At 51.2% G+C, this 23,579-nt stretch carries 19 protein-coding genes and 1 pseudogene; 8 read left to right on the plus strand and 12 right to left on the minus strand.

From position 1 onward, the window contains the following. Positions 1-12: 12 nt before the first annotated feature. Positions 13-2,454: a flavocytochrome c gene (locus NSU18_RS12270; protein WP_341149143.1), complete on the minus strand. Its 2,442-nt coding sequence runs from the start codon at positions 2,452-2,454 to the stop codon at positions 13-15. Next, positions 2,451-3,077: an NADPH-dependent FMN reductase gene (locus NSU18_RS12275; RefSeq protein ID WP_341149144.1), complete on the minus strand. Its 627-nt coding sequence runs from the start codon at positions 3,075-3,077 to the stop codon at positions 2,451-2,453. The genes NSU18_RS12270 and NSU18_RS12275 overlap by 4 nt, the downstream gene beginning before the upstream one ends. A 190-nt stretch (positions 3,078-3,267) precedes the next feature. On the opposite strand from NSU18_RS12275, the gene NSU18_RS12280 reads away from it, so the two are divergent. Then, on the plus strand, positions 3,268-4,206 hold the full coding sequence (locus NSU18_RS12280; protein ID WP_341149145.1) for a LysR family transcriptional regulator: 939 nt from the start codon (positions 3,268-3,270) through the stop codon (positions 4,204-4,206). Here NSU18_RS12280 and NSU18_RS12285 read toward each other — a convergent pair. From NSU18_RS12285 to NSU18_RS12320, 8 genes and pseudogenes are all read right to left on the minus strand, one after another. After that, positions 4,169-5,098: an FAD:protein FMN transferase gene (locus NSU18_RS12285; RefSeq protein WP_341149146.1), complete on the minus strand. Its 930-nt coding sequence runs from the start codon at positions 5,096-5,098 to the stop codon at positions 4,169-4,171. The two genes, NSU18_RS12280 and NSU18_RS12285, sit on opposite strands and share 38 nt — an antisense overlap. Positions 5,099-5,415: 317 nt before the next feature. Next, positions 5,416-5,571, minus strand: a pseudogene (locus tag NSU18_RS32385) (zinc ribbon domain-containing protein); the annotation flags it as partial. A gap of 104 nt (positions 5,572-5,675) precedes the next feature. Beyond that, on the minus strand, positions 5,676-6,377 hold the full coding sequence (sigK, locus tag NSU18_RS12295) for an RNA polymerase sporulation sigma factor SigK (protein WP_036691086.1): 702 nt from the start codon (positions 6,375-6,377) through the stop codon (positions 5,676-5,678). Positions 6,378-6,505: 128 nt separating this feature from the next. After that, on the minus strand, positions 6,506-9,808 hold the full coding sequence (locus NSU18_RS12300; protein WP_341149147.1) for a DEAD/DEAH box helicase: 3,303 nt from the start codon (positions 9,806-9,808) through the stop codon (positions 6,506-6,508). A 54-nt stretch (positions 9,809-9,862) separates the two neighbouring features. Further along, positions 9,863-10,984, minus strand: a complete 1,122-nt coding sequence (locus tag NSU18_RS12305) for a Fic family protein (RefSeq protein ID WP_341019471.1) — start codon at positions 10,982-10,984, stop codon at positions 9,863-9,865. 63 nt (positions 10,985-11,047) lie between these two features. After that, on the minus strand, positions 11,048-11,857 hold the full coding sequence (locus tag NSU18_RS12310; protein WP_341019469.1) for a protein phosphatase 2C domain-containing protein: 810 nt from the start codon (positions 11,855-11,857) through the stop codon (positions 11,048-11,050). A gap of 107 nt (positions 11,858-11,964) precedes the next feature. Then, on the minus strand, positions 11,965-12,618 hold the full coding sequence (locus NSU18_RS12315; RefSeq protein WP_341149148.1) for a GNAT family N-acetyltransferase: 654 nt from the start codon (positions 12,616-12,618) through the stop codon (positions 11,965-11,967). A gap of 133 nt (positions 12,619-12,751) precedes the next feature. Continuing rightward, a complete protein-coding gene (locus tag NSU18_RS12320) occupies positions 12,752-13,303 on the minus strand; it encodes a TetR/AcrR family transcriptional regulator C-terminal domain-containing protein (protein ID WP_341019465.1) in 552 nt (183 codons plus the stop codon). 271 nt (positions 13,304-13,574) lie between these two features. Here NSU18_RS12320 and NSU18_RS12325 point away from each other — a divergent pair, with 271 nt between their 5' ends. The 6 genes from NSU18_RS12325 to NSU18_RS12350 all read left to right on the plus strand — a co-directional run bounded on the left by NSU18_RS12325 (position 13,575) and on the right by NSU18_RS12350 (position 21,412). Continuing rightward, positions 13,575-16,151, plus strand: a complete 2,577-nt coding sequence (locus tag NSU18_RS12325; RefSeq protein ID WP_341149149.1) for a hypothetical protein — start codon at positions 13,575-13,577, stop codon at positions 16,149-16,151. Beyond that, positions 16,148-17,350, plus strand: coding sequence for an efflux RND transporter periplasmic adaptor subunit (locus NSU18_RS12330; RefSeq protein ID WP_341149150.1), 1,203 nt, complete (start codon positions 16,148-16,150; stop codon positions 17,348-17,350). Before NSU18_RS12325 ends, NSU18_RS12330 begins: the two co-directional genes overlap by 4 nt. Beyond that, the gene (locus NSU18_RS12335; RefSeq protein WP_341149151.1) at positions 17,347-18,042 is read left to right on the plus strand and encodes an ABC transporter ATP-binding protein; all 696 of its coding nucleotides are present in this window, start codon (positions 17,347-17,349) and stop codon (positions 18,040-18,042) included. The genes NSU18_RS12330 and NSU18_RS12335 overlap by 4 nt, the downstream gene beginning before the upstream one ends. Further along, positions 18,039-19,211: an ABC transporter permease gene (locus tag NSU18_RS12340; protein ID WP_341149152.1), complete on the plus strand. Its 1,173-nt coding sequence runs from the start codon at positions 18,039-18,041 to the stop codon at positions 19,209-19,211. Before NSU18_RS12335 ends, NSU18_RS12340 begins: the two co-directional genes overlap by 4 nt. 69 nt (positions 19,212-19,280) lie before the next feature. After that, positions 19,281-20,723: a sensor histidine kinase gene (locus tag NSU18_RS12345; RefSeq protein WP_341019456.1), complete on the plus strand. Its 1,443-nt coding sequence runs from the start codon at positions 19,281-19,283 to the stop codon at positions 20,721-20,723. Next, positions 20,720-21,412, plus strand: coding sequence for a response regulator transcription factor (locus tag NSU18_RS12350; protein WP_341019454.1), 693 nt, complete (start codon positions 20,720-20,722; stop codon positions 21,410-21,412). Before NSU18_RS12345 ends, NSU18_RS12350 begins: the two co-directional genes overlap by 4 nt. Positions 21,413-21,447: 35 nt before the next feature. Here the strand turns inward: NSU18_RS12350 and NSU18_RS12355 are convergent, their stop codons facing one another. After that, the gene (locus NSU18_RS12355; RefSeq protein ID WP_341149153.1) at positions 21,448-22,014 is read right to left on the minus strand and encodes a hypothetical protein; all 567 of its coding nucleotides are present in this window, start codon (positions 22,012-22,014) and stop codon (positions 21,448-21,450) included. A gap of 67 nt (positions 22,015-22,081) precedes the next feature. On the opposite strand from NSU18_RS12355, the gene NSU18_RS12360 reads away from it, so the two are divergent. After that, positions 22,082-22,726 carry a CPBP family intramembrane glutamic endopeptidase gene (locus NSU18_RS12360; RefSeq protein WP_341019448.1) on the plus strand — a complete coding sequence of 215 codons (645 nt, stop codon included), beginning with the start codon at positions 22,082-22,084 and terminating at the stop codon, positions 22,724-22,726. On the opposite strand, the gene NSU18_RS12365 is transcribed toward NSU18_RS12360, so the two are convergent. After that, a complete protein-coding gene (locus NSU18_RS12365) occupies positions 22,701-23,330 on the minus strand; it encodes a YfbR-like 5'-deoxynucleotidase (RefSeq protein WP_036691104.1) in 630 nt (209 codons plus the stop codon). The genes NSU18_RS12360 and NSU18_RS12365 overlap by 26 nt on opposite strands. Positions 23,331-23,579 lie beyond the last annotated feature (249 nt).

The raw sequence follows: 23,579 nt of genomic DNA on the forward strand, positions 1-23,579 counted from the left end.
TAAAGACTTATTTCATAACTTCGACAAAACAGCCTGCTCCTTAACAGCTGTCCGTCCGGCAATTCGACCGAATGTGAAAATGTCGGTGAGCGAGTTACCACCCAGACGGTTACCGGCATGGATACCGCCTGCCACCTCACCGGCTGCGTACAACCCCGGGATGATCTGGCCAGATTCGCGAAGAACATGCGTCTGTGTATCAATCTTGAGTCCGCCCATCGTATGGTGAACAGCTGGCTTACGAGGTGTCGCATAGAACGGAGCCACTGCAACCTTAAGATCGAACGCATTTTTACCAAATTCCGGATCATGTCCCTGATCAACGTAAGAGTTGTACATCGCGATCGTATCCACTAGCGTAGTCGGATCGATATGAATTTGCTGGGCCAGTTCCTCCAGTGTGTCCGCTCTGAATAGCGTGCCTCGCTCCACCTGCTTATCGATCTTCGCTTGATTTGTGTTATAGGCCGTCTCCTTGATCTTGTCATCCGCAATCAGATAGAACAGGCCTCCGTTATTGATTGCTGCTATCGACAACTGATCGCGGCTACCATATTCGTTGACGAAACGTTTGCCCTGCTGATTGACCATGACAAAGTTCTGAGGCGGCACTTGCAACCCGCTAAACAAGGCGCCCGTCTGCGGATCGGACACTGGCATCATCTGCGAGAAGCCCATGCCGACCAGATCAGCGCCCGCACTTTGTCCCAGCAGAATACCATCGCCGGTAATCGCCGGAGAATTCGAGGTCTTGATGTCGTCATCGATCTCGCTCCAGTACGTATTGTACTGCTTCAGCATCTGCGTATTGGCCCCAAAGCCACCGGAAGCCAGCACCACGGCCGGCGCATGAACCGTTACCGTTTGCCCGGCTACTCCGGTACCAATTACGCCGCTAACTCGGCCGTCTGCTTCGATAATCAGTCGCTTCACCGGAGTATCGGTGAGGATCTGACCACCCTGTGCACGGACAAATTGCTCTAAAGCCGCTACGAAGGCATAGCCTTCATGCTTCACTGGTTTATGTCCACGGCGCCACAACGCTCCTACCGGCATGGTCACTTCGTTATAGTCAAATTCGACACCCAGTTCCTCCAACCATTTAACGGAGGCTAGCGCCTGATCGGTTAATACCTTAACCAGATCATATTGCCCGTAAATGGAATACCCCTGAAGGTCGCTGCGTTTGCCGCCGAAATAGGTCTGCATCCGGTGGAAGATCGCGGAGTCGAACAAGAATTCTTTGCCCTCTTTCGTATCGCGGAGATAATCAGCCACCTGATGTTTGAAGATACGGAAGTCCGCCAGATATTCGGCATCTACCTGTTCTTCCGGGGTTGCTGCCAGCTCTTCAATCGTATGACCTTCACCCGGAATCGCCGCAAATTTACGTTGCCACTCTGGATCGGCAGCGTTCATTGGACCACCTGTTCGTACCGTATTACCACCTATGGCTGGGAACTTCTCCACGATGATAACCTTCTTTCCCTGCTGAAGCACGCTGGCTGCTGCTGCGAGTCCCGCACCACCCGCACCAACGACCACAACGTCCGCTGTATACTCTTCGTCGCCGTGATTGATCGCACTCTGGGCTTTTGGCCGTTTTTTTAATACATCCGGGTTGGCGCCTGCCATCTTGACCGCCTTCGCTACTCCGTCGATGACCCCATTGCTAGTGACAGATGCGCCGGACAAAATATCCACGTTCAGCGTCTGTCCTTCGATGATCTGACTCGGAATCCGGGTAAATACCACATCCGCAATCCCCTGTGATTCGCCCGCTGTATCGATGTCGATCTTCTCTATACGAGTCGAACTCATCTCAACGATCATCGGCAGATCACCGTTGTGTCCGACCGCCTTTACCTCATAGGTTCCCGGTTCAAAGCTAACGTCTTCAGGGACATTCAGCAGATTAGCGATTTTGGCAAAACGCATAAAGCGATGGAAGCAGCTCTCCAAGAAATCAACCGTCCGCTCCGACTTGATCTTCCCCGCTTCATCAAAGGCTTCATTCGCACGGCCCAACAGGAACTCCGAGCCAGGCATCACGCTAGCATTGACACCGGGTGCATCTAGAATCTGACGCAGATGTAGTTGTGCACGGGAGGACCCCTGCACATCATACGCCGCGCCGACAACCATGACCGGTTTGCCATCGAACGGGTGAAGATTCCAAGACAACCATTCCAGAATACTTTTCAGCGCGGAGGGGACCGAGTGATTATGCTCCGGTGTAGCGATAATGACGCCATCCGCTTCCGTAATCTTCGTATTAAAGTTCTGAATAATCGGACTCTGCGATTGATCGTCCGACTCATTAAACATCGGGACACCCTTCAGTTCCAGAATTTCAATGTCCACTTTTTCGCTAAAATGAGACTTCATAAATTCCAGTAGCTTCCGATTATAAGACTTCGACGCGTTGGTTCCTACAATTCCGACAAATTTCATGCCCGTTCGCCTCCCCAGATTGCCGATTCCCAGCTAAATGCTTTGCTTTGCTCTGTCTTGAAGTGGTTCTCTTTAACCAACTGTTGGTTAATCTTCACGAACAATTGGAACTCTTCGAAGATCTCCTCCAGCTCCTGAACCTTATTTGCGTAGACCAGATCACCTGACTCGTCAAAAGCGGCAAGTGAATGTCCCAACAAAAATTCCGAGCTCGGCAGAACGCGAGCCTTAAGCTCTGGAGCATCCAGAATCTGACGTAGATGCATCTGGGCGCGAGATGTACCAAGCAAACCGTGGGAAGCACCCACGATCAGAATTGGTTTATTAATCAAAGGACGGGTGGTATACGAGATCCATTCCATGGCGCTCTTGAGCGCCGCTGGGATGGTATGATCGTATTCCGGGGTCGAGATAATAACGCCATCCGCTGCCGCAATCTGCTCGCATAAGGCTTGTACTTCAGTGGGCGCCTGACGATCTTCCGGTTCATCAAAAGCAGGGAGGTGCTTAATCTCGCAGATCTCAATCTCCGCCTGGCTGGAAAAATGCTTACGCATAAATTGCAACAGCTTGCGATTCGTCGAAGTATTCGAGTTCGTTCCGACAATACCGATTAGTTTCATAATTTTCTTCCTCTCTTACTTTGTGAATAATTGCACAATATAAAACGAATTTCTACGAATTCCTTTTGACTTGGTCACTTACCTTTACAAATAAATTTTAGTATGAAAAAATACATTTGTGAAATATCCATTTTCTTATCGTTCTATAACAGTTCTCTTATACCATCTTTAATGAGAGCAGGTGATCCTTATGACTACGATTGATTCTTCCAATATCCTTCATTATCTTGACGCGATTCTCAAGCACGGAAGCTATACTAAGGCCGCCAAGGACCTGTATGTTTCGCAACCTTACCTCACGCAGCTTATCAAGCGAATCGAGCATGAAATCGGCACAGAAATTTTGAATCGACAGACCTCTCCCTTGCAACTAACTGAGGCAGGCAAGCTGTACTATCAGTATCTGATGTCCCTCGAAATGGCACAGGAACAATTCCACAAACGAATCGCTCACTATTCCATAAGAGACACCCAGACGATCAAGCTCGGTATCTTGTCCAGCTTAGGTTCGTATTTATTGCCTTTGTTTTTGCCCGATTTCATGAAAAATTACCCGTCTATTAAGATCGAGATTCAAGAGGATTACTCCGAGGTCAATGAAATCCGCGTGTTGAACCATGAACTGGATTTTTTTATCGGACAAAATCCAGAGACCCTCTCGCCCAATCTGAATGTTGTCTCATGGGGGCCTCACGGTTACTATGCGGTGGTGACAGAGGACTCCCCGTTGTATGACATTAATCCGAAGACGTTAGAGGAGAGCCATGCCAATCTGAAGCTGCTACTGCAAAGTCCCCTTGTGCTGACTAAAAAAGGTTCTTCGATTCGCCGGCAGCTTGATCACCTATTTCAGAAGTTTAAGATCAAGCCAACTATTATACTAGAAAGCACGAATATTTTTACCACGCTGGAGTTAGCCAAGAAAGGCGTTGGTATCGCATTCGTCCCCTATAGTATCTGCATGTCGGAAGTCCCTCAGGGCTACCGCTTGTTGCCCTTATCACTGGATTTGTTGTCGCTCGATTATTTTATTGCCTATTCCAAAAACAAACCTCTATCTTCGGTGGAACAAGATTTGATCGCACTCTTTACTACAGATGTTCCATGTATGCACGCAGAGCATCCGTAACAGCCAGCTCGTTATGTTCCGTGATCACGATACCCTCAATCTCAGCGGTCGAATTCAGCGTACGAATGATCTCGGCCGCACGCTTGCCAAATAGACGGGTAGACCCAATCTCTCCCTCCAATGACTGCTCCGATACAATTGTCAAGCTTGCTACATCGCTCCGTACCGGGTACCCCGTTTGTCCGTCAAAAATATGATGGTACTTCCGGCCCGCAACCTCCAACTTCCGCTCATACACGCCAGAAGTCACAATGGATTGGTTCTTCAATTTCAAGACCAACGCATAATTTCCTCGCGGTAGCTGTGGATTCTGAATCCCGACCCGCCATAACCCGTCTTCAGACGCCGGGTTCTCACCAAAAGTCAGCACATTCCCACCTAGATCGATGAACCCTGCGCTCGCCCCCTGACGCTTGAACACCTCCACAATTCGATCTGCAAAGTACCCTTTGGCCAGCGCACCCAGATCAACCTCCATCCTTTCCTTTTCCAGGAAAACAGTCTTCCGTTCCTCATCCAATTGAATATGATGGGGATCGATAAGCTGCCGACACTCCGCAATGACCGCTTCCGGAGGATGCTGCGCCCCTGCAAACCCGATCTTCCACGCCTTGACTAAGGGACCAATCGCGATGTTCAGCAGACTGTCTGCTACGAGACTCTCCCTCTTCCCGATTGCAATCAGCTCGAACAGATCCGTATCTACAATTACGGGACTCTTCCCGGCTTGGTTATTAATCTGCATGAGCGCCGAGCTCGGATTATTCGCACTGAAGCGCTGCTCGTAGTCAATCAGCTGCTGCTCCGCATCCGCCAAGAGCGCCGCTGCATTCTGATGATGAACGGCCATCGTAATAACCGTTCCCATGAGCTGTATCATTTTCTTTTCCATAGTGAGCATCCTTTGTTAATGAGATAGTGGAGATGAGTTGAATCGTGAATGCTTACAGTTAGCATAAGCGATCGAAATGGGCAAGAAGGGCTTTTGGCATGTTTAAGGAATGGCACGTTCTACGATTTAGCTTGCCTACGACAGAGTAGCTTTTATAGCAAAATTTCAGTTCAGTAATCATAAACTACTAATCTCCGAATGAATAGGTGCTTGTGAACTACCATCCACCTAAGAGGTGGCGGCTTCTTGGTCAATGAAGCTACTGCTCCAAGTTTACCCAAGCTCATAGGCTAGTCCCTAGCCCAATCCTTGCAATATCACATGGCTAGTTTTAGTAGGTTTTGAGCAGCGTTTACATCCCGATCATGATGCACGTTACATTCTGGACAAGTCCACTCTCGCAAGGCGAGATTCTTCACCTCTGCGTTCTTATAACCGCAACAGGAGCAAAGCTGACTGCTTGCATAGTGCTTAGGGGCAATTATTCTGAAAAGAAAAGCATCTAGTGAAAAGTATCCCCCATTTGGAGTCATACTTTTCACTAGATGCTTAGACGCAAACAACTTCTTCTTGTAACCTATCGCTTCACCTTATAAAACTCATGATACAGCTTCATCAGCGCCCTCTTCTCTATCCGCGATACATAGCTCCGCGAGATCCCCAGCTCCTTCGCAATCTCTCGCTGCGTCCGCTCTTCCCCGCCCGTGTCCAGGCCGAAGCGGCCGACCACAACCTCCTTCTCCCGATCGTCTAATATATCCAGATTACGATAGATCTTGCTCTTCTCAATCTTCAGATCGACCTCTTTAATGACATCATCGGCCTCAGAGCCTAGGATATCGATCAGGGTGATCTCATTGCCTTCCTTATCCGTTCCGATCGGATCGTGGAGGGATACGTCTTTACGTGTTTTTTTGAGCGACCGGAGGTGCATCAGGATCTCATTCTCGATACAACGGGCGGCAAAAGTAGCCAGCTTCGTGCCCTTGTTCGGGCGGTAGCTCTCGATGGCCTTGATCAGCCCAATGGTGCCGATGGAGATCAGGTCCTCCATGTCTTCGCCGGTGTTGTCGAATTTCTTCACTATATGGGCAACCAGCCGCAGGTTATGCTCGATCAGCAGGTTCCGTGCCTTGGCGTCTCCCTCGGCCATCATGCCTAAGTATTTGCTCTCATCCTGCTCCGATAGAGGCTGGGGAAAAGCGTTGTTCCTTACGTAGGATACCAGCAGCGTCAGTTCTTTGATCAGCAGCGCAATCGTGCTTATGATTCCTGGCAACTTGGCGACACCTCCCGCACATGTACAATGAAACCGATCAGTTAGCAGAACAACGGGTTCATGGTCCTTTTATTGTATGTGGGTAGGTGCCTAGAAGTGCATGTACGGGGAAAATAGGTACGGGCTTCCTACACGCGGAGCAGCTCGCGGATATCCTCTTCTGACAGCCGGGTGGTCTTGTTCTCGCCAGCTTCGATGATCTCTTCGATGAGATCTTTTTTGCGTTGCTGCAGCTCCAGCATCTTCTCCTCGATGGAGCCTTCGGTGATCAGCCGGATCACCTGTACCACATTCCGTTGCCCCATCCGGTGGGCCCGGCCGATGGCTTGCTCCTCCACGGCCGGATTCCACCACAGATCGTACAGAATCACGGTGTCCGCTCCAGTCAGATTTAGCCCCGTTCCGCCCGCCTTAAGCGAGATCAGGAACACTTCACCTTCCCCTTCATTGAAAAGCCTGCACAGCTCCACCCGCTCCTTACCCGGAGTCGAGCCGTCCAGATACAAAGGCTGAACTCCCGCTTCTTCCAGGCGCTGCCGGATCAGCGCTAACATGCTGGAGAATTGCGAGAACACCAGCATTCTGCGGCCGGAATCACGGCATTCCTGCACCGTCTCCAGGAATTGCTCCAGCTTGCCGGAGCCACCCGTATAGTTCTCGATGAACAACGAAGGATGACAGCAGATCTGCCGTAAGCGGGTAATGCCCGCCAGAATCTTCATCCGGCTTTTGTGGAAGCCTTCGGCTATCAAGTCCCGCTCGGTATCATCCCGCAGCTTGGATAGATAAGCAAGATAGACTTGCTTCTGCTCATCCCGCAGCTCCGTGCGCAGTACGGTATCTATGCGGTCAGGCAGCTCCTCCAGCACCTCTTTTTTCAGCCGGCGCAGAATAAAAGGGGACACGATACTGGCAATTCGTGCCGCAGGCAGCTCCTTGAAGGATAATCTCCCCGTGAACAGCGCCGGGAAGACTGTGCTGAAAATCGCTTCCAGCTCCTCCACCGAATTCTCAATCGGTGTGCCCGTCAGAGCGAATTTCCGTGCAGTCTTAAGCGACTTTACCGCTTGGGCCGTCTGGGAGGCTGAATTCTTGATCGCCTGGGCTTCATCCAGTATGAGCGCATGGAAGAGCGTGCCGGAATACAGCTCAATATCTCTGCGGAGCAGCGGGTACGAAGTAATAATCACATCTGCTTCTTCCATGACCTTACTCTCCAGCAGCCCGCTGCGTTCCTCCTTCTGTCCAGCCACCACAAGTACATTCACCTCTGGCGCGAACCGGGCAAATTCATTCTCCCAGTTATAGGTCAAGGATGCCGGGCACAGAATCAGCACGGGAGCTTTAGCCTCCATCTGAGGCATCCTTTCAGCCAGCTCGGAGCAGATATAAGCGATACTCTGAATGGTTTTACCCAGCCCCATATCATCTGCAAGAATCCCGCCGAACCTGAACTTCGATAAGGTCTTCATCCACTGAAAACCTTTGGTCTGGTAATCCCGGAGAATAGGCCGCAGCTGATTCGGCAGTTCAAACTCCATACGGTCCGGCTCCCGAAGCTGCTCCAGGAATTCCCGGAGGGACTTGCCCCACTTCGTATGCTTGAACCCGTGCCCCCGCTCGGGGAGTTGAAGAGCCTGAACGGAGGGCAGGTGAAGGCGGGAGCCGTTCACTTCCTTCTTGCTAAGATTAAGCTGCTCGGCAATCGTGCCGAATTCGCTGAAGCGATCCCCTTCAAGCTGCAGAAAAGCCCCGCTGCGCAGGCGGATATATTTCTTTTTCTCCACAATCGCCTGCATTACACGAACTGTCTCCTGTTCATCCAAGCCCTCCAGCTCAAACGAAATCTCCAGCCAATCCAAGCCTTCATTCAGATCCGCTGTGACCTTCGGATAGGCTGTACGCTCCAGAAGCAGCCCCTGGACAGCCGTGGAGATGAACAGTTCTGCATCATCCTCCAGAGCAGGCACGACCTGAAACAGTGTCTCATAGATAGCCGGCTCACTTCCAGAAGCCCAATATTGCCCCTCCCGCCTAAGCGGAGAATAATCCAAAGCAGCAATAATTGTATTCTCCCGCTGAAAATTACGGATCAGTATCTTGGACTTGTGCGCCGCTTCCCCCTGCTTCTCATCCAGCGGAAGAATCACGATGTCGTCATAATGGAATTCCAGCCGGATCATGATCGTTCCGTCCGCATAATCCAGATAGAGCTTAGCCTGTAGCTCAGGCTCCACAATTCGCTCGTCTACGGACTGCTCGACACGGACCTTCCCAAGCTTCCTTAAGGCTGGCAGCACCTGCTGCACCACTGGACCGATCTGTCCGGGAGCAACAGCAATCTCCCCTGATTCCTTGAACTGCTGCTGGAGCAGTGCAATCATACGAAATGTGTCCCGGTCCATCTCATAGATCAGCCCATTTTTAATCAGCATGGAATAGTCCGGGAGCAAGGTGAAGGTATCCAACTCAGAAGCGGACAGAATGTATTCCTTTTTCTTCTTTTGACCGATGGAGAATGCAAGCGGCGGAGGCTGGTCCGCGAGGACAGCACGAACCTCCGGTAACCGTACACCTCTAAGAGTCACATTCACTTTTGACAACAGCGGCTTAAGCTTGTCCCAGGCTAGCGGAGCGACCGTCAGCGTTCTACCGTCAGTCTCCGTATGACTATAGTAGGGGTTCAGGCTGGACTTCACCAATTTCTCGGAATTTCTGAGCAGGAGCATTACTTCAAGGAATTCCCGGTCGGCCACGCTCATCTGCTGCTGCTCCGCATCAAATGTGAACTTACTGGTGAAATACAGCGGCTTACGCTGCTCCAGATACTCCAGGAATTGGCCCAGCTTCGTCACGACATACCGGTGTTTATAGCCTACCCGCATTTCAAGCGTAAGACCCTTGTGCTGGTAATCAGGCAAATTCAAGAAAAACTCAAACTGCAGCTGCTCCGCATCACCAAATAACACAGGCTCTTGCTCATGATCTCTTGTCCGAGCTAATTGGGCCACTGAGGAGATTAGGAGATCCGTCTGTTCATAGTTCGGCTTGCTTGCACGTTTGGTAGAGGGGGCTGGAGATAGAACCAGTGGTAAAACCGGAGAATGCGCGGCCTGCTGTACAAGCTTACCTTCTTCGCCAGCCTCAAGCCTCAACTTGTAGACTGCAACGAGAGTTGCCGCCACATGCTTACAGCAGTCATAGTTCTCATAGGCGGGACAAGTACAATAGGCTTCAAGTCCTCCGCCAAATTTATAATAATTTTGTATCTCTACGCGGTAAGTGTTGCTTCCTTTTACCTTTGCTCTATAGCGGTCATTTACTGCATCGAAGCTCAGCTTGCTTACCCGCCCGGAATTATAATAAGATAGTCCACGCTTATAAAAAGTCTCCCCACAGAAATCCTTGATTTCTTCTATTTTAAAATTCATCTTCATCACCTGCTTTGTTTCTAAGTTGGTCTTTACTACATTATATAGTAGACATCACTTAAGAAAATGGGCAAACTTATCCGGCTCATGCCGAATATCCTGTGCCAGCCTCTCATATTCCAGAGTTAATTTAACCGAGCGAACTCGTTGCGCATCCTGATCACGCGGTTCAAGAAATCCTGCTTCTCTCCAATGACTTACTTTTTCCCGGATAGAGCGGTCCGATAAGCGCAGAAGCTCTCTGAGCTCGCTGGTTGTCAGAGTATCCTGCTTAAAGGTTAATTGAGCGAAGACTATCCTTTGCTGTGGGTCAAGTCTCCGAATCAACTCCGGTTCGATCCTTGTCAATTGCGCAGACTTCTCTGTAACAATATTAGCCGCGTCTTGAAATACCTCTGCCAGCCCATCCACGAAAAACTCCAGCCAAGGTGTCAGTTCGGCATCATGACGTCCAAAATAATAATTGTGATGAAGGCCAAGCTGAAGCTGGCGGTAGTATTCAGAGAGGTTACGGTCATAGAAATTTTCAAGCACAAATAGTCCCTTCAGCCCGTATCCGCCCCGGCGGAGAAGATAGGTTGTGAGCATTCTGGCTGTTCGTCCGTTTCCATCCAAGTAAGGGTGAATAGTGAGAAACTGCCACATGAAAATACCTGCTTTGATTGGAACAGGAACCGAATACGTCTCCGGTGAATTGATCCAGGCAATTAAATCTTCCATTAAGACAGGAACATCCTGCCATTCAGGCGGCAAGAAGAAACCGGACGCATTACGGCTGCCAACTTGATTCTGTTCTTCACGGTATTCACTGATACGGGCTCTTCTGCCATGTGAAATTTTGATTATAGCATGAAGCTTCTTTACGAATTCTTCTGTTACCGGGAGCTTCCTCTTCTCGGCCTCATCCAGGTATTGCAAAGCTTTCATTAAGTTATATACCTCTTGCTCTTCATTATCATTACTTGTCTGGTATAGAACCTTTCTTTTCGTCGCCTCATCAAGCGTATTTCCCTCTATCTTCGTTGATAGTATCACTGTTTTTTCCATCGATTCTTTTTTAAGCAGATCCAGTATAGACACAGGTAATGGAAGCAAATCCACAACCACAGTCGCTTGCTGAATATCCATCAGTCTTCTGGCAACGAGATCCGTTATAGAGTACTTTGGTATAAACATTACATCACCCCTCCATAATATTATATCATTGCCGCTATTTTGCCGCAAACTTAATGACAACCCTCAATCACTCGGCATCGCACCCGCCTTGTCATTCTCATAGCTCCAAGCCACCACCGTTGCGCTGTCCCGCCCAAGCTGTTCATGCACCCCCGTCAATACATCCGCCACACATTCCTCCAAATCCTCTCTACCCATAAAAGCTTCATACAGCCTGCGCGGGTCCTCCAGCAGTCTTGCCCCCACTTCCAGCAGGCCGTCTGTGGTCATCACGATCACGTTGCGGCCCTGCCGCAGCTCGCGAATGCCGGAGGAGTAACATGGGACGGGCTGGGCGAAGGTGTTGACGAAGCCAATCCACTCGTAGTAATTGCGCTGGCTCAGCGCATACTGCCCGCGGGCCGCCAGCTCTGGATGCAGCAGATATAGCGAATTATCTCCCACCGAGAACCACCAGAAATAATTCTCCATCCGCACACAAATCAGACACGCCGTCTCCCCTGTTACCTGCTTGCAATCGCGGAGGAAGGCCTCCGACTGAAAAATAGACAGCAAAAAAGCCTCCAGCTCCCGGAAAGCCTGCTGAACCGGCAGCGCCAGCAGCCTGATAATTTCTCCTGCCTCACCATTGATTGTGCGGACTAGCAATTCGGCACTTTCCGCCGTATTGTGCGCATCCAGGAGCACCGCAAACTCCCAGCCTCCTCCCGGCTCGCTCAATACATAGACGCCATCTTCATTCTTATCGGCACCTGCCGCAGTGTTCCCGCCATACCGGCCGATAACCATCCCGTTCAATGTAGATGTTGCCGGATGATCCAGATACATCTCCTCGCTGCCCACCCAGCTGAATTTTTCAAATTTCCGTTCCATCCTGTCCCCCCTGTCCGGCATACCGGATTCTATGTATCTACTATACTCATTTCCTATCAAAAAAACAGCAGAGGCAATGTCCATGCCCCTGCTGCCTTACTAGCCATTCATATTGCTGGAGACACCGACATCTTAAAGCTCCAGTTGCCGATGGTGATTCCGTTTCGTTCAATAGAGGTATAGTCAAATTCGGTGAATCCGTTTTTGGTATAGAATCTTCTGTTGATCTCACTGTTCGTGAAGGTAACAAAGGATTCAGGCGGTTTCCCTTTGGTCTGCTCTTGAATATAGGGGATCACGCAGTCCCGGAGCATTCTGCTGCCGAGCTGCTGGCCTCTGGAGGAGTGGTCTACAGCCAGGGATTCCAGGAACCAGGACTGTTTTTTGAGCGCCTTGCTGGGTTCGTGGCCTTCATTGAGCGTCTTCAGGAATCGAAGCATCTTGGGGATGCTAATAGTTCTGAATAACCGTAGAGCACCGGCACGGAAATAGTCCCATATTCCTATTCCCTTACTGTAGGGGCGTTCGATGATCGCGCAGCTTTTAATCTGCTGATTCTCTTCTCCTACGAATACGATACTCCTCTTATAATAGGCGCCAATGTATACCTTGAAAACCTCGGTCAGGAACTCAACAAATTTCTCCCCGGTTCTGAATTCGCTGCGGATCTCACGGCATAACGGATAATCTGCAAAGGACAGTGCGTTAAGTCGGGCTACAACGGGCAACTCCTCAGGTTTTGGTCTTCTGTAAGTGATCATCGGGTTCCCTCCTGGGTTCTTTTGATTTATATTCTATCTATCCCGCGGGTCCCTGATAATACACAATCGTAAGCAAAATATTCGTTAACGAACAATGCAGGGCAAAGTGTCCAGTAACGGATAGTGTAGCGGACTATTTCCATAGGAAACCAAACAAATTGAAGAGGCACGAGGCGACTTCCTCGGGCGGCATCGAGAAATTGGTCTCCATCCACCACATGATCATGCCAACTACGCCGGAAGAATAATATGCGACCAGAGGCGGCAGTGAGCTACTGGCGAGTTGCACGCCTTCTGCCTGGCAGACAGTGAGTATATTGGTAAAAAAGCTGGTGAACGTATCCTGAAGCAGCTTCTCTAATTCATCTGAGGCTTCAGCCACGAAGAGATTATGATACAGCTTCTTGTTGCCGCGAATATCCAGCAGGACCTCCAGAATCAGCTCCTCCGGGGGCGAGTCATTCAGGAGGATCGCTTCCAGTCCCTGCTGCTCCTGCTGCAAAATATAAGAAATGAGCTTATATTTATCCTCGAAATGGGCATAGAACGTGGTGCGGCCTACGACGGCTGTCCGGCATAGATCATTTACGGTGATTCTACGAAAAGGCTTGTGTTCAAGCAAGGTCTCCATCGCCTTGACAATCGCTTCCCTGCTCTTGGTGATGCGGATATCCTCTTCAGACACGTGTTAGTCCCCCTGCGGTTTGAGTAAATGCTTCTATTCTACAGCCGGAACCAGGGTAAGGCAAGACTGTATGCCTGTCTCCCGGCGGAAGAATGGCTCTGTGGCCTGGAAGTCTTTCAGTTTATAAAAAGTTTAACTCCTATTTATCTTTTCCCCGGCTTCTTCCTCCTTTTATTTATATCTGTGTTAACCCTTTCCCTTAAGATAGGAAACATCTTCTAGCGGCTGCCTTAAGCCGCCAGTCGGATGATGAATGCCGGGAGGGAATGAAATGAAGAATTACCGTGCCTGTGCCGCTCTGGTATTAGGGATGATTATTGCAAGTACGCACCTGGGAGTAACTTTCGCTTCTGCTACTTCTGCTGCATCCGGCAGTAAGACCGCAAGCAAGCCGCAGCAAAATCAGCAACAGACCAGCACCTTAGCGCAATTACCGCCGGTTACTGTGGGAACCGGAGTCAGCGTGAGACTGACCGATGTGCAATTGGCCAAGGCTGATGGCGGCAACAGTCTGACCTATACCCTGGTGTACAGTAATACAAGCAACAGCACCTATAAGCTGTTCAACGTCTTTTCCAAGATTACAACCCCGGCGGGAGCCTCACTGAAGAGCAGCCCCATTCCTGAGGATAAAAGCAAAGCTGAGGTTGCCCCCAATGAACAGCTGACCGTCACCTACTATGTAAACGTCAGCAAGACAGCTTCACTTCAAGGCCTCTCCATCTCACTGTTCGGCTTCGACTTCAGCGGCTCTGATTACCAGAAGAAGCTGGGCAGCTTCACAGTCCCGGCCGCTTATACCCCATATGTGCAGCAGGGTCTTAGCAAGCAGATCACGGTTAGCAACCTTCCGGTTAGCCTGAAGCCCGAGAGCCTGCAAATCTTCAGCTTCAATAATAAAATCTATGCCAAGGTTGCTCTGAGCCTGACGAATCAGGGAACCAAAGTACTCGCTGCACCCGGCCACCGGGTATTCCTTGAATCCTCCAGCGGCTCTGCATTTGAGCTGACGCTTGACAATGCCAGCCGCGATTACAAGGTGCAGCCCGGTGAGAATAAGAAGATCTTGTATCTGGCGGAGCTCCCTGCTTACATACCGACCACGCGCATGTCGCTGCTCATCACCGGGGAGAATGCTGGGCTGAAAGCGGATCTGCCGGTAGTCTCCTTCCGTCTCCCGGAAGCAAGCTATCCAAGTCTTGAGGTGAATGCTTACGCACTGAAGAAGTTCGGGGTGAGCAGCAATACTATTGAGACCCAGTTGAAGCAGGCATCCGTATCCTCAACAGGCGAGAAGGCACTGTGGACACTTAAGCTGCGCATTAGGAATGCCGGCAACAAAGCGGTTACTCTGCCAGCCTATGAATTATCTGTAACCGCCAAGGAAGGCTACTCCTTCCCGGTCAACAGCAAAGCGCTGGCCAGCCTCACCTTGAAGCCGCTTGAGGAGAAGACCCTGCAATTCTCAGCCGAAGTGCCGCTGAATGTAAGCCAGAGTACACTAAAGCTCCAGATGGTGGAGCCGGCCGCAGAAGGCAAGACAATCTTCCCTACAGCTATGTACAAGATCCCTTATTCCTTAGAGATGACCAACTCCGTTGCTTCGGAGTACATTCTGGATAACAGCTTCGGAACCTTCGGTGTCGTATTGGAGTCAGTGCAGCGCATGCCGTGGTCAACTGAAGATTTGCTTGTCGGCACCATTCGTATCCGTAATGTCAGGGATGCGGCAGTAACCCTCCCTGCTTTTACAGGGACCATCTATGCAGGGCAGACCGCCTTGGACGGTCCGGTTCAAGTCGTTGCAGCAGCCTCCAGCCAACAGCTGGCCGCCGGAGCAAGCGCTGTATATTATGTGATCGGCAAGCTTCCCTATGAGCAGTCTCTGGACCAGCTCCGTATCGGACTAAATAGCGCGACAGGCGATACCACAGAGCCGTTCCTCTCTCTGAGAACACAGCAAGTGGTTCCGGGTATGTCTGCCGTAGGTGATAACGCCACCTTCAAGATCGATACTGCCGGCAAGCGGGCGGAGGTTAAGGAGCGCCGGACCCTCCTCTATCCCGGAGCAAGCCAGAACATTCTGTATACTGAGCTTGAGGTGAGCAGTCTTGAAGCCCGGAGGGCAGAGCTGTCCAGACTTGTGGCTTATTATAAGACACAGGACAATACCTATTATGAAGCAGAAGTCAGTCAATCTGCACAGGCGGCCGGGCCCAAGGGCAAGAGTCTGGTGAGTATATGGAGCAAGCTGCCTGCAAGCATCGATGCCTCGGAGCTAACGCTTTTCGTGGGAGAAGGGGTTAGCGAGAACAAGCTGACAGCGCCGGAAGGAACGCCAACCGCCTATATTAATCCTAAAGCACTCACACTTCATGTTCAGACTCCGGCTGCACTAGTCACTCTGGGTAATGGAGTGCCATTGTTCCCTTATACGTTTACGGTTACTCAGGCCACAGGTGCTGTGTCCGAGGGCCAGGATACGCTGAGTGTCAATCTGACGTATACGCTTGCCAAGGACAACCAGTATGATATGGGCGCTAATACACATAAGCTGGTCGTGCAGCTTACCGATCCTCTCGGCCAGACGCAGGAGAGAACGCTGGTGCCCGGGACGGATCTGGTGACAGGGAAATTCCTGACCTATTCCATGACTCTTACAAGCAATGCCTATAAAACGCTCCGCAGCGGCAAATTCCTCGTCACTCTCTATGACGAGTTCCAGGGAGAGCGGATTCTCTTGGGCAGCCAGAGCTACAGCCTGACTTACACCCCTGCAGCCAAAGCCCCTGAGACCACCACTGCCCCGAAAAACGCGGCAAATCCAGATCCCGGAGGATCGCTATGAATGTCAAAAAAACCTTAGGACTGTCAGCCGCAGTCATTGTCACCGCTGGAATTGTTGTCTATAGCTTATGGCCGGATAAGAGCACGCAGGACAGCCCTCCTGCTGCTCAGACTACTGTAGTAACCAAGGGCGACATATCTGTAACCGTCAAAGGCTCCGGCACCGTAAAGGCCACGAATACTACGATCGTATATGCCAGGGACACAGGAAATGTAGCCAAGGTTCTCGTTAAGGAGAATGAACAAGTCAAGAAGGGTCAGGTCCTGCTGACTTATGAGGGAGCCAATGTTGCCAGTAACGTAAGAATCCAGCAGAATACGCTCAAGCAATCGCAGAATGACCTGCTGGAGAAACAAGAACAGTACAAGAAGCTAATCATGGACGGTGCTGCTTTAACCGATATTGATGCGGCGAAGCTGGCCATTGAGAGAACCAAGGATACCATTACAGCCACATTGACCGAGCTTGCAGCCCTCCAGAAGGATCATATCCCGCCCGCTTCCCTGACAGCGCCGATGGATGGAACGGTGACCAAGATCAGCGCCTCCTCAGGCGGGATGGTAACGAAAGGTGCCGAGGTCTTCTCCATAACGGACTACAAGCACTTAAGCGCTACGATTAAAATTGACGAGCTGGACATCCCCAAGATTAAGCCGGGTATGTCCGCAGCCATTAAAATGGATGCCCTGCCCGCCAAGGCCTATCCTGCCAAGGTCACACGGATTGCGGATGAAGGAACGGTGACGAATGGCGTCTCCGTCTTTGAAGTGACCCTTCTGCTCACGGACTCCGCCGGAGCCAGAGCCGGTATGTCAGCACAAGGAGTCGTTACTATTGAAGAGAAGAACCAGGTTCTGCTGCTTCCCGTCGAGTCTGTGACCCAAAAGGATAAAAAGTATTATGTTCAAGTGCAGGACTCCGTGCCGGAGCAGACCCCCTCGCCCAAGGGCAGCTCCGCCACAGGAAGCCCTGCCACACCTCCGCCCGTTCAGCTCAAGCCTGTCACCGTAGGGGTGCATGATGAGAGCCGGATCGAAATCGTCAGTGGTCTGCGTGAAGGGGAACAGGTCATTGTCCCGACCATTATTGCTGTAAGTACGCCTGCCCCCGCAGCTCCGGGGATGTTCGATATGGGCGGCGGTGACGAAGGCGGCTTCGATAACAGCGGTGGCGGCGGTGACGGAGGAGGGCCACAATGAATACAGAGCCCCTGATCCGGATTGAGCATATGGTCCACGGATACATGATGGCTAAGGAACAGATGACCGTGCTGAAGGATATCTCTTTTGAGATCCACCATGGCGAATTCGTTGCCATTATCGGCCCGTCCGGCTCTGGAAAATCCACCTTGATGAACATGATCGGCTGCCTGGATATCCCGAATGAAGGGAACTATTCTCTGGATGGACAGGATGTCCGCAGATTATCCGATAACCGGCTGGCCCGGATCCGCAATGAGAAAATAGGCTTCATCTTCCAGAACTTCAACCTGCTCCCTAAGTTATCCGCTGTTCAGAATGTCGAACTGCCCCTGGTCTACCGGGGCTTGTCACAACGGGAGCGAAGAACGCTGGCCGCTGCCGCCCTGGAGAAGGTCGGCCTCCATGAGCGGATGCACCACCGTCCGAGCGAGCTGTCCGGGGGCCAGCAGCAGCGGGTTGCCATCGCCAGAGCACTTGCCGGCAATCCTCCCATTCTACTGGCAGATGAGCCTACCGGCGCACTCGATTCCAAGACTGGAGAAGAGGTCATGCACATGATCAAAAGACTGAATGAACAGGGACATACCATTATTGTCATCACACATGACCTGGGCATTGCGGAACAAGCGAAGCGGGTCATCCGGATTCAGGACGGCCACCTGGTTGAAGATCGGAGAAATGACCAATGATTCTTGCCCAGAGTATCCGAATGGCGGTAATGAGTATCGTCGGCAATAAGATCCGTTCCTTCCTCACCATGCTGGGCATTGTCATCGGTGTATCCTCGGTTATCCTGCTGGTCTCGGTGGGGCAGGGAGTTACGGGTCAGATCACCAGCCAGTTCAGTGACCTTGGCACGAATCAGCTGACGGTCATGATTACCGGACGGGGGGCAGTTACTTCCCTCACGGCTGAGGAGGTTGCCGCATTCAGCAAGGTTCCCGGAGTGGATCAGGTATCGCCAACGATCAGCAGCAATGTAACCGCCAAATATCGTAACGTCCATACCAATGTCTCGCTTGAAGGCATCACCGCAAGCTATGAGAAGGTACAGAACTTTCATGTGCAGTCCGGCCGCTTCCTGCTTGATATCGACAATGAATACCGGCAGAAGGCTGCCCTGATCGGAACCGAGACGGCGAAGAAGCTGTTCGGCGCCGACAACCCGGTGGGCCGTGAGATCCAGCTGAACGGGACCTCCTTCCAGCTTGTAGGCTTGCTCCAGGCGAAGGGAAGCTCACTCAGCGGATCAAATGATAAGAAGATTCTCATCCCCTTATCCACCTCCGAGCGGCTGCTTCAGAGTAAGGGAATTCAGACTTTTACCGTCACTGCCTTGAGTGACAAGGATGTAGCGTCTGTGAAGACAGCTATTGGACAGATTCTGGACCGCAAGTTCCTCCGTGCCAAGGATGCCTACAGTGTATTCGATTCCAAACAGATGCTGGATACGCTGAAGAAAACCTCCGGCACCCTGTCCCTTGCCCTCGCTGGAATCGCCGGAATCTCGCTCTTCGTTGGCGGAATCGGCATTATGAACATTATGATTATTTCGGTGAACGAACGTACCCGGGAGATCGGCATACGCAAAGCCATCGGCGCCAAAAAAATGGATATTCTGCTGCAATTCATCATTGAGTCGATGGTGCTCAGCACGATGGGCGGAATCCTCGGAATCGGTGCAGGATTAGGCCTAACCTGGCTGGTCGGCCAGTTGACCGCCCTTCAGGTTGGCTATGCCTGGAACATGGTGAACATCTCATTCCTCTTCTCGCTCTTCATCGGTGTGTTCTTCGGCATCCTGCCCGCCAGCAAAGCGGCGAGACTCCGGCCGATTCAAGCTCTGCGTACCGATTAGCCGTGCTGCAGCAAGGATGTTATGATGAAAGAAACATTACGATAAAATGTCTGCGGGAAGGAACCGGGTATGACCATTAAGCGGCGCTTATTCATCTCTAATATCCTGATGATTGTAATCCCCGTATGTATTTCCTTGTTCATTGCTTTTGTTAGCGTGTCCCTCCTGTTCAAGGTATCGAAGCATGATAAGCAGGGCCCGTTCTATACCGGATACGATGATCTGGTTCAGTTGTCTGCCGAGCTGCTGAAGAACGGTGAGAAGCAGAAGCAGGAGGAACTCCGCCGCCAGATCGAAGAGATATTGAAGCCGGAGGACATGAGTCTGGCCGTTTACGATTCTGCGGCAAGGCTGATCAGCTTCAATTTCAAGGAGACCCCGGAGACAGAGCAGCTGCTGCAGATCGTCAGCGCCATGAATGGACAAGGGTTCGCCTCTACCTCGAACAAGGAGGTCTTTGCTGAACAGATCCGGGTTAAGGGCAAAGCCTATACTGTCAGCATCATCGGCACGGCCTCGGACTATACAGACGGACAAGTCACTCCGGCGATGGTTACCTTCCTGATTCTGATCACGCTGGGGATTATCGCTGCGGTGTTTATAACGAATCAATTTCTTACCCGGTTTGTATTCAAGCGGATCAAGCACCCTCTGGATACGCTGGCAGACGGGGTTCATCAGATCCGGGACGGCAATCTGGATGTTAGAATCCACTACGGGAACAAGGACGAATTCGCTCCTGTCTGTGAGGATTTCAATGACATGGCTATCCGCCTCAAGGAATCCCAGCGCCTGATCCAGAGGCAGGAGGAGAGCCGCAAGGAGCTGCTGGCCGGGATATCGCATGACCTCCGTTCCCCACTGACCTCTGTCCGTGCGTATTCGGAAGGACTGCTGGATGGGGTAGCCACAACCCCTGAATCCCAGAAGAAATATATCACCATGATTAAGACCAAAGCAGAGGATATTGACCGGATGGTCGGTAAAATCTTTCTTTTCTCCAAAATGGATCTGGGAGACTATCCCTATGAACCAGAGGTGCTGGAGGTCAATCAGGAGCTCCTCTCCTTAATCAAGGCCACTGCCGAAGAATACAGGGAGAAGGGGCTGGACGTAGTCATTGCTGCACTGGCTGCGGATGTGTATATTTACGCCGATCCGGCGCAGCTCAGCAGCATCGTCTTCAACATTCTGGAGAATAGCTGGAAATACAAGCTCAAGGAGCGTGTCCAGGTATCTATCCGTACCGAAGTACAAGGAAGCGATGTGTTCATCTATCTGGAGGATAACGGACCCGGGGTGCCGGAAAAGGCGCTGGATAAGCTGTTTGATGTGTTCTACCGCAGCGATCCTTCGCGCAATAACCCCACTAAGGGCAGCGGCTTGGGGCTGGCAATCACAGCCAAAGCCGTCAGCCGGATGGGCGGAAGTATTCAGGCACAGCCTTCTCCCGCAGGGGGCTTGTGCATCATTATCACACTGCCAGTGCTGGATAAAGGGGCCTTGCTATGACCAAAGTATTAATCATTGAAGATGATAGTGCAATTGCAGCGATAGAGCGGGATTATCTGGAAATTAATGATTTCACGGTCGAGGTTGCCGAGGACGGCATCACCGGGCTTGAGCTGGCGCTTGCGGGACAATTCCAGCTAATTCTCCTTGATCTGATGCTGCCGGGGGAAGACGGATTCTCGGTGTGCCGCAAGCTGCGGAGCCAGCTCGACATTCCTATCCTCATGGTCACGGCCAAGCAGGAGGACATCGACAAGATCCGGGGACTGGGACTTGGGGCCGATGATTATATCGTCAAGCCTTTTTCACCAGGTGAACTGGTGGCCCGGGTCAAATCCAATCTGGCTCAGTATGCCCGTCTTAAGGGCATGAGCGGTAGCAGCACAGAGAGCCGGATCGAGAGTGGTCCGTTCGTCATTCATACCTTGTCGCATAGAGCCTATCTGCACGGCCGGGAGCTGGAGCTAAAGAAGAAGGAGTTCGACCTGCTGCACTTCCTGATTGTCAATGCGGATATCGTCTTCAGCCGGGATTCCCTGTATGAACGGATCTGGGGCTTCGATGCCATGGGCGATAACGCTACCGTAGCCGTCCATATCAACAGGCTCCGCGATAAGATCGAGCAGGACCCCGGCAACCCGAAGTATATTCAGACGGTGTGGGGAGCGGGATATCGTTTTCAGGTGTAGCTAAGCAGCCTCCGGCCATTCGTATGGTCCGGGGGCTATTTTGATCCTCCGTAATAAACCGCTCTGTACCAGATATACAGAGGCCGCAGCAGCAGCTTCCCGATTACGAAATACAGCACAGCCATAATCAGCAGCACTCCGTACACCACCGGCCGGTCCTGGCCATAGACAAAAAAGAGTATATCAAACTGATTGGTCATGTTAAGGTTATAGGTGACGACCAGTTTGCTCATTAACAGCATACCGAACAGCAGGTAGAAGCTGGCGCCGAGCAAAACGTGGATCAGCAAGATCCAGGGCCGGAAGGGTAAGCGCCTCCGGTGCGCTTTTGAAGACAAGTAGTATGTTACAAACAGTCCCGCAGCAGCCAGCGAAATCAGCAGCAGCTGATTCATTGGATGAAGAACATACATAAGCAAACCGTTCAAAGCGGCAAAGATCAGAATATCCGCAAGAATAGACTTGGTCCGCTCCCGGAGGCTAACCGCTTGAAGCGGTTCCACGGACCCGCCTTGTACGAAATCTACGGTCCATACGATCAGTAGCAGAATGCTGAACCAGACTAGCGTAACGGAAACGGGTATAAGATTGAAATACTGCAACAGGAATACACCATCCTTATTTTTCCTTTATTATAACACTTTCACCATCTTAGGAGGATTAACATTCATGCTATTACTGAAGTTATGCGCTATTGCTGTTCTGCTGTCTTTTTCCTACCAGATTATTGAGAAGGTTCTTGGGTTGATCTCCAAGTCACAGGTGAGGTACACAATCTATTATTGGGGAGCTGCGATGATTGCTGGAAGCGTTCTCTGGAGTGACAGTTATACGTTTGGCATGCCGCATCAAGTGATGAGAGTGCTTCCGCTGTTCCTTGTCATTCTGGCAGTGAATCTGATCATCTCCCGATCCTCCGGCTATAATCCAGTGGGCACATATAATAAGGTCAACTTCGTGCTGTGCTTCCCGATTTTTGAAGAGATTGCCTTCCGGGGATTGGTTCTTCCCATTCTCGCGCAGCATCCGGGTCTTGGACAGCTCCATGCCACGGGAATCATTGATGTCAGCGGTGCTATTCTCCTTACTGCGTTCCTGTTCGCCGTATCGCATTTGCAGTATTACCGGTTGAACCGCGAGAGTATCCGTTTTATGCTGTTCGCGCTGAGCGGAGGGATCTTCTTCGGGCTGTTCGCGCAGGTTACGGAGTCGCTCTTGCTGACGATTCCGCTGCATATTGCTTTTAACGGGTCGGCCGTCTGGTATCAAAAAAAGAGCCACAGCTCCTCTACAGAGCCAGCGCCTCTTCCGTAATCTGCCTGATATCAATCGGAGACAGCGTCTCCTCGTTCACCATGTCCGGCAGAATCTCTGCCAGGAAGTAATCTACGCACTTGAGGTCAATATGCTTAATCTTGATTAGCGCATTGCGGTACATCACCACAAATTCCTTCTCCGTGTTCCCTCTTTGCAGCTCGGCGAAGGCCTCATACACCTGATCCATCTTATCCGCAACCTCCAGAATCAGTCCCTCCAGCGACTCATCCTTGCCTTCACGCAGCTGCTGGTAGAAGATGCTTTTGAATTCGTCCGGAATATGCTCCTTAATGAAGTTGTCGATCATGCCCTCCTCCACCTGCTGGATCAGTGATCTGAGCTGGAGCGAGGAGTGCTTCACCGGCGTTTTGATATCCCCGATAAAAATCTCTCCGTAATCGTGGCTGCTCGTGATCTCGTACAGCTTCTTCCAGTCGATCACCGCGCCGTGCTTCTCTTCAATATCCGCCAGCGTCTTTGCGTATTGCACGACCTTCCAGGAATGGGCCGCAACGCTATGCTCCTCGAATTTGAATTTGCCCGGACAGCGGATAATGCGCTCCAGCTCATTCAGTGAGCGAAAATACTTGTGAATTCCCATGCTAGTCCTCCCGTATGTTAGTTAGGCTACGCTAGAGTTCAGTCTAATCCTCCAGTGTTAACCCCGGATGAACCTCAGCACCCCATTGTGTAAAATCCGCACGGCTGCACGCATCTAACGGTTTTGCCCGGCCTCTCCCCGTCCTATTGCGGTCCCCATCCCCGACTAAAGTCGGGAATCAAGAACAGTCTGCAGGCCGTTTTGCCAGGAAGAATAATTACGTACAATACATACATAGACAACGGAAAT

The organism is Paenibacillus sp. FSL H8-0048 (assembly GCF_038002825.1).
Classification (GTDB): domain Bacteria; phylum Bacillota; class Bacilli; order Paenibacillales; family Paenibacillaceae; genus Paenibacillus_AQ.

What these genes read in the sequence shown, in the direction of transcription:
- NSU18_RS12270 (WP_341149143.1), bottom strand. Translation starts at nt 2,454, where the DNA reads ATGAAATTTGTCGGAATTGTAGGAACCAACGCGTCGAAGTCTTATAAT.
- NSU18_RS12275 (WP_341149144.1), bottom strand. Translation starts at nt 3,077, where the DNA reads ATGAAACTAATCGGTATTGTCGGAACGAACTCGAATACTTCGACGAAT.
- NSU18_RS12280 (WP_341149145.1), top strand. Translation starts at nt 3,268, where the DNA reads ATGACTACGATTGATTCTTCCAATATCCTTCATTATCTTGACGCGATT.
- NSU18_RS12285 (WP_341149146.1), bottom strand. Translation starts at nt 5,098, where the DNA reads ATGGAAAAGAAAATGATACAGCTCATGGGAACGGTTATTACGATGGCC.
- NSU18_RS12300 (WP_341149147.1), bottom strand. Translation starts at nt 9,808, where the DNA reads ATGAATTTTAAAATAGAAGAAATCAAGGATTTCTGTGGGGAGACTTTT.
- NSU18_RS12305 (WP_341019471.1), bottom strand. Translation starts at nt 10,984, where the DNA reads ATGTTTATACCAAAGTACTCTATAACGGATCTCGTTGCCAGAAGACTG.
- NSU18_RS12310 (WP_341019469.1), bottom strand. Translation starts at nt 11,857, where the DNA reads ATGGAACGGAAATTTGAAAAATTCAGCTGGGTGGGCAGCGAGGAGATG.
- NSU18_RS12315 (WP_341149148.1), bottom strand. Translation starts at nt 12,618, where the DNA reads ATGATCACTTACAGAAGACCAAAACCTGAGGAGTTGCCCGTTGTAGCC.
- NSU18_RS12325 (WP_341149149.1), top strand. Translation starts at nt 13,575, where the DNA reads ATGAAGAATTACCGTGCCTGTGCCGCTCTGGTATTAGGGATGATTATT.
- NSU18_RS12330 (WP_341149150.1), top strand. Translation starts at nt 16,148, where the DNA reads ATGAATGTCAAAAAAACCTTAGGACTGTCAGCCGCAGTCATTGTCACC.
- NSU18_RS12335 (WP_341149151.1), top strand. Translation starts at nt 17,347, where the DNA reads ATGAATACAGAGCCCCTGATCCGGATTGAGCATATGGTCCACGGATAC.
- NSU18_RS12340 (WP_341149152.1), top strand. Translation starts at nt 18,039, where the DNA reads ATGATTCTTGCCCAGAGTATCCGAATGGCGGTAATGAGTATCGTCGGC.
- NSU18_RS12345 (WP_341019456.1), top strand. Translation starts at nt 19,281, where the DNA reads ATGACCATTAAGCGGCGCTTATTCATCTCTAATATCCTGATGATTGTA.
- NSU18_RS12350 (WP_341019454.1), top strand. Translation starts at nt 20,720, where the DNA reads ATGACCAAAGTATTAATCATTGAAGATGATAGTGCAATTGCAGCGATA.
- NSU18_RS12360 (WP_341019448.1), top strand. Translation starts at nt 22,082, where the DNA reads ATGCTATTACTGAAGTTATGCGCTATTGCTGTTCTGCTGTCTTTTTCC.
- NSU18_RS12365 (WP_036691104.1), bottom strand. Translation starts at nt 23,330, where the DNA reads ATGGGAATTCACAAGTATTTTCGCTCACTGAATGAGCTGGAGCGCATT.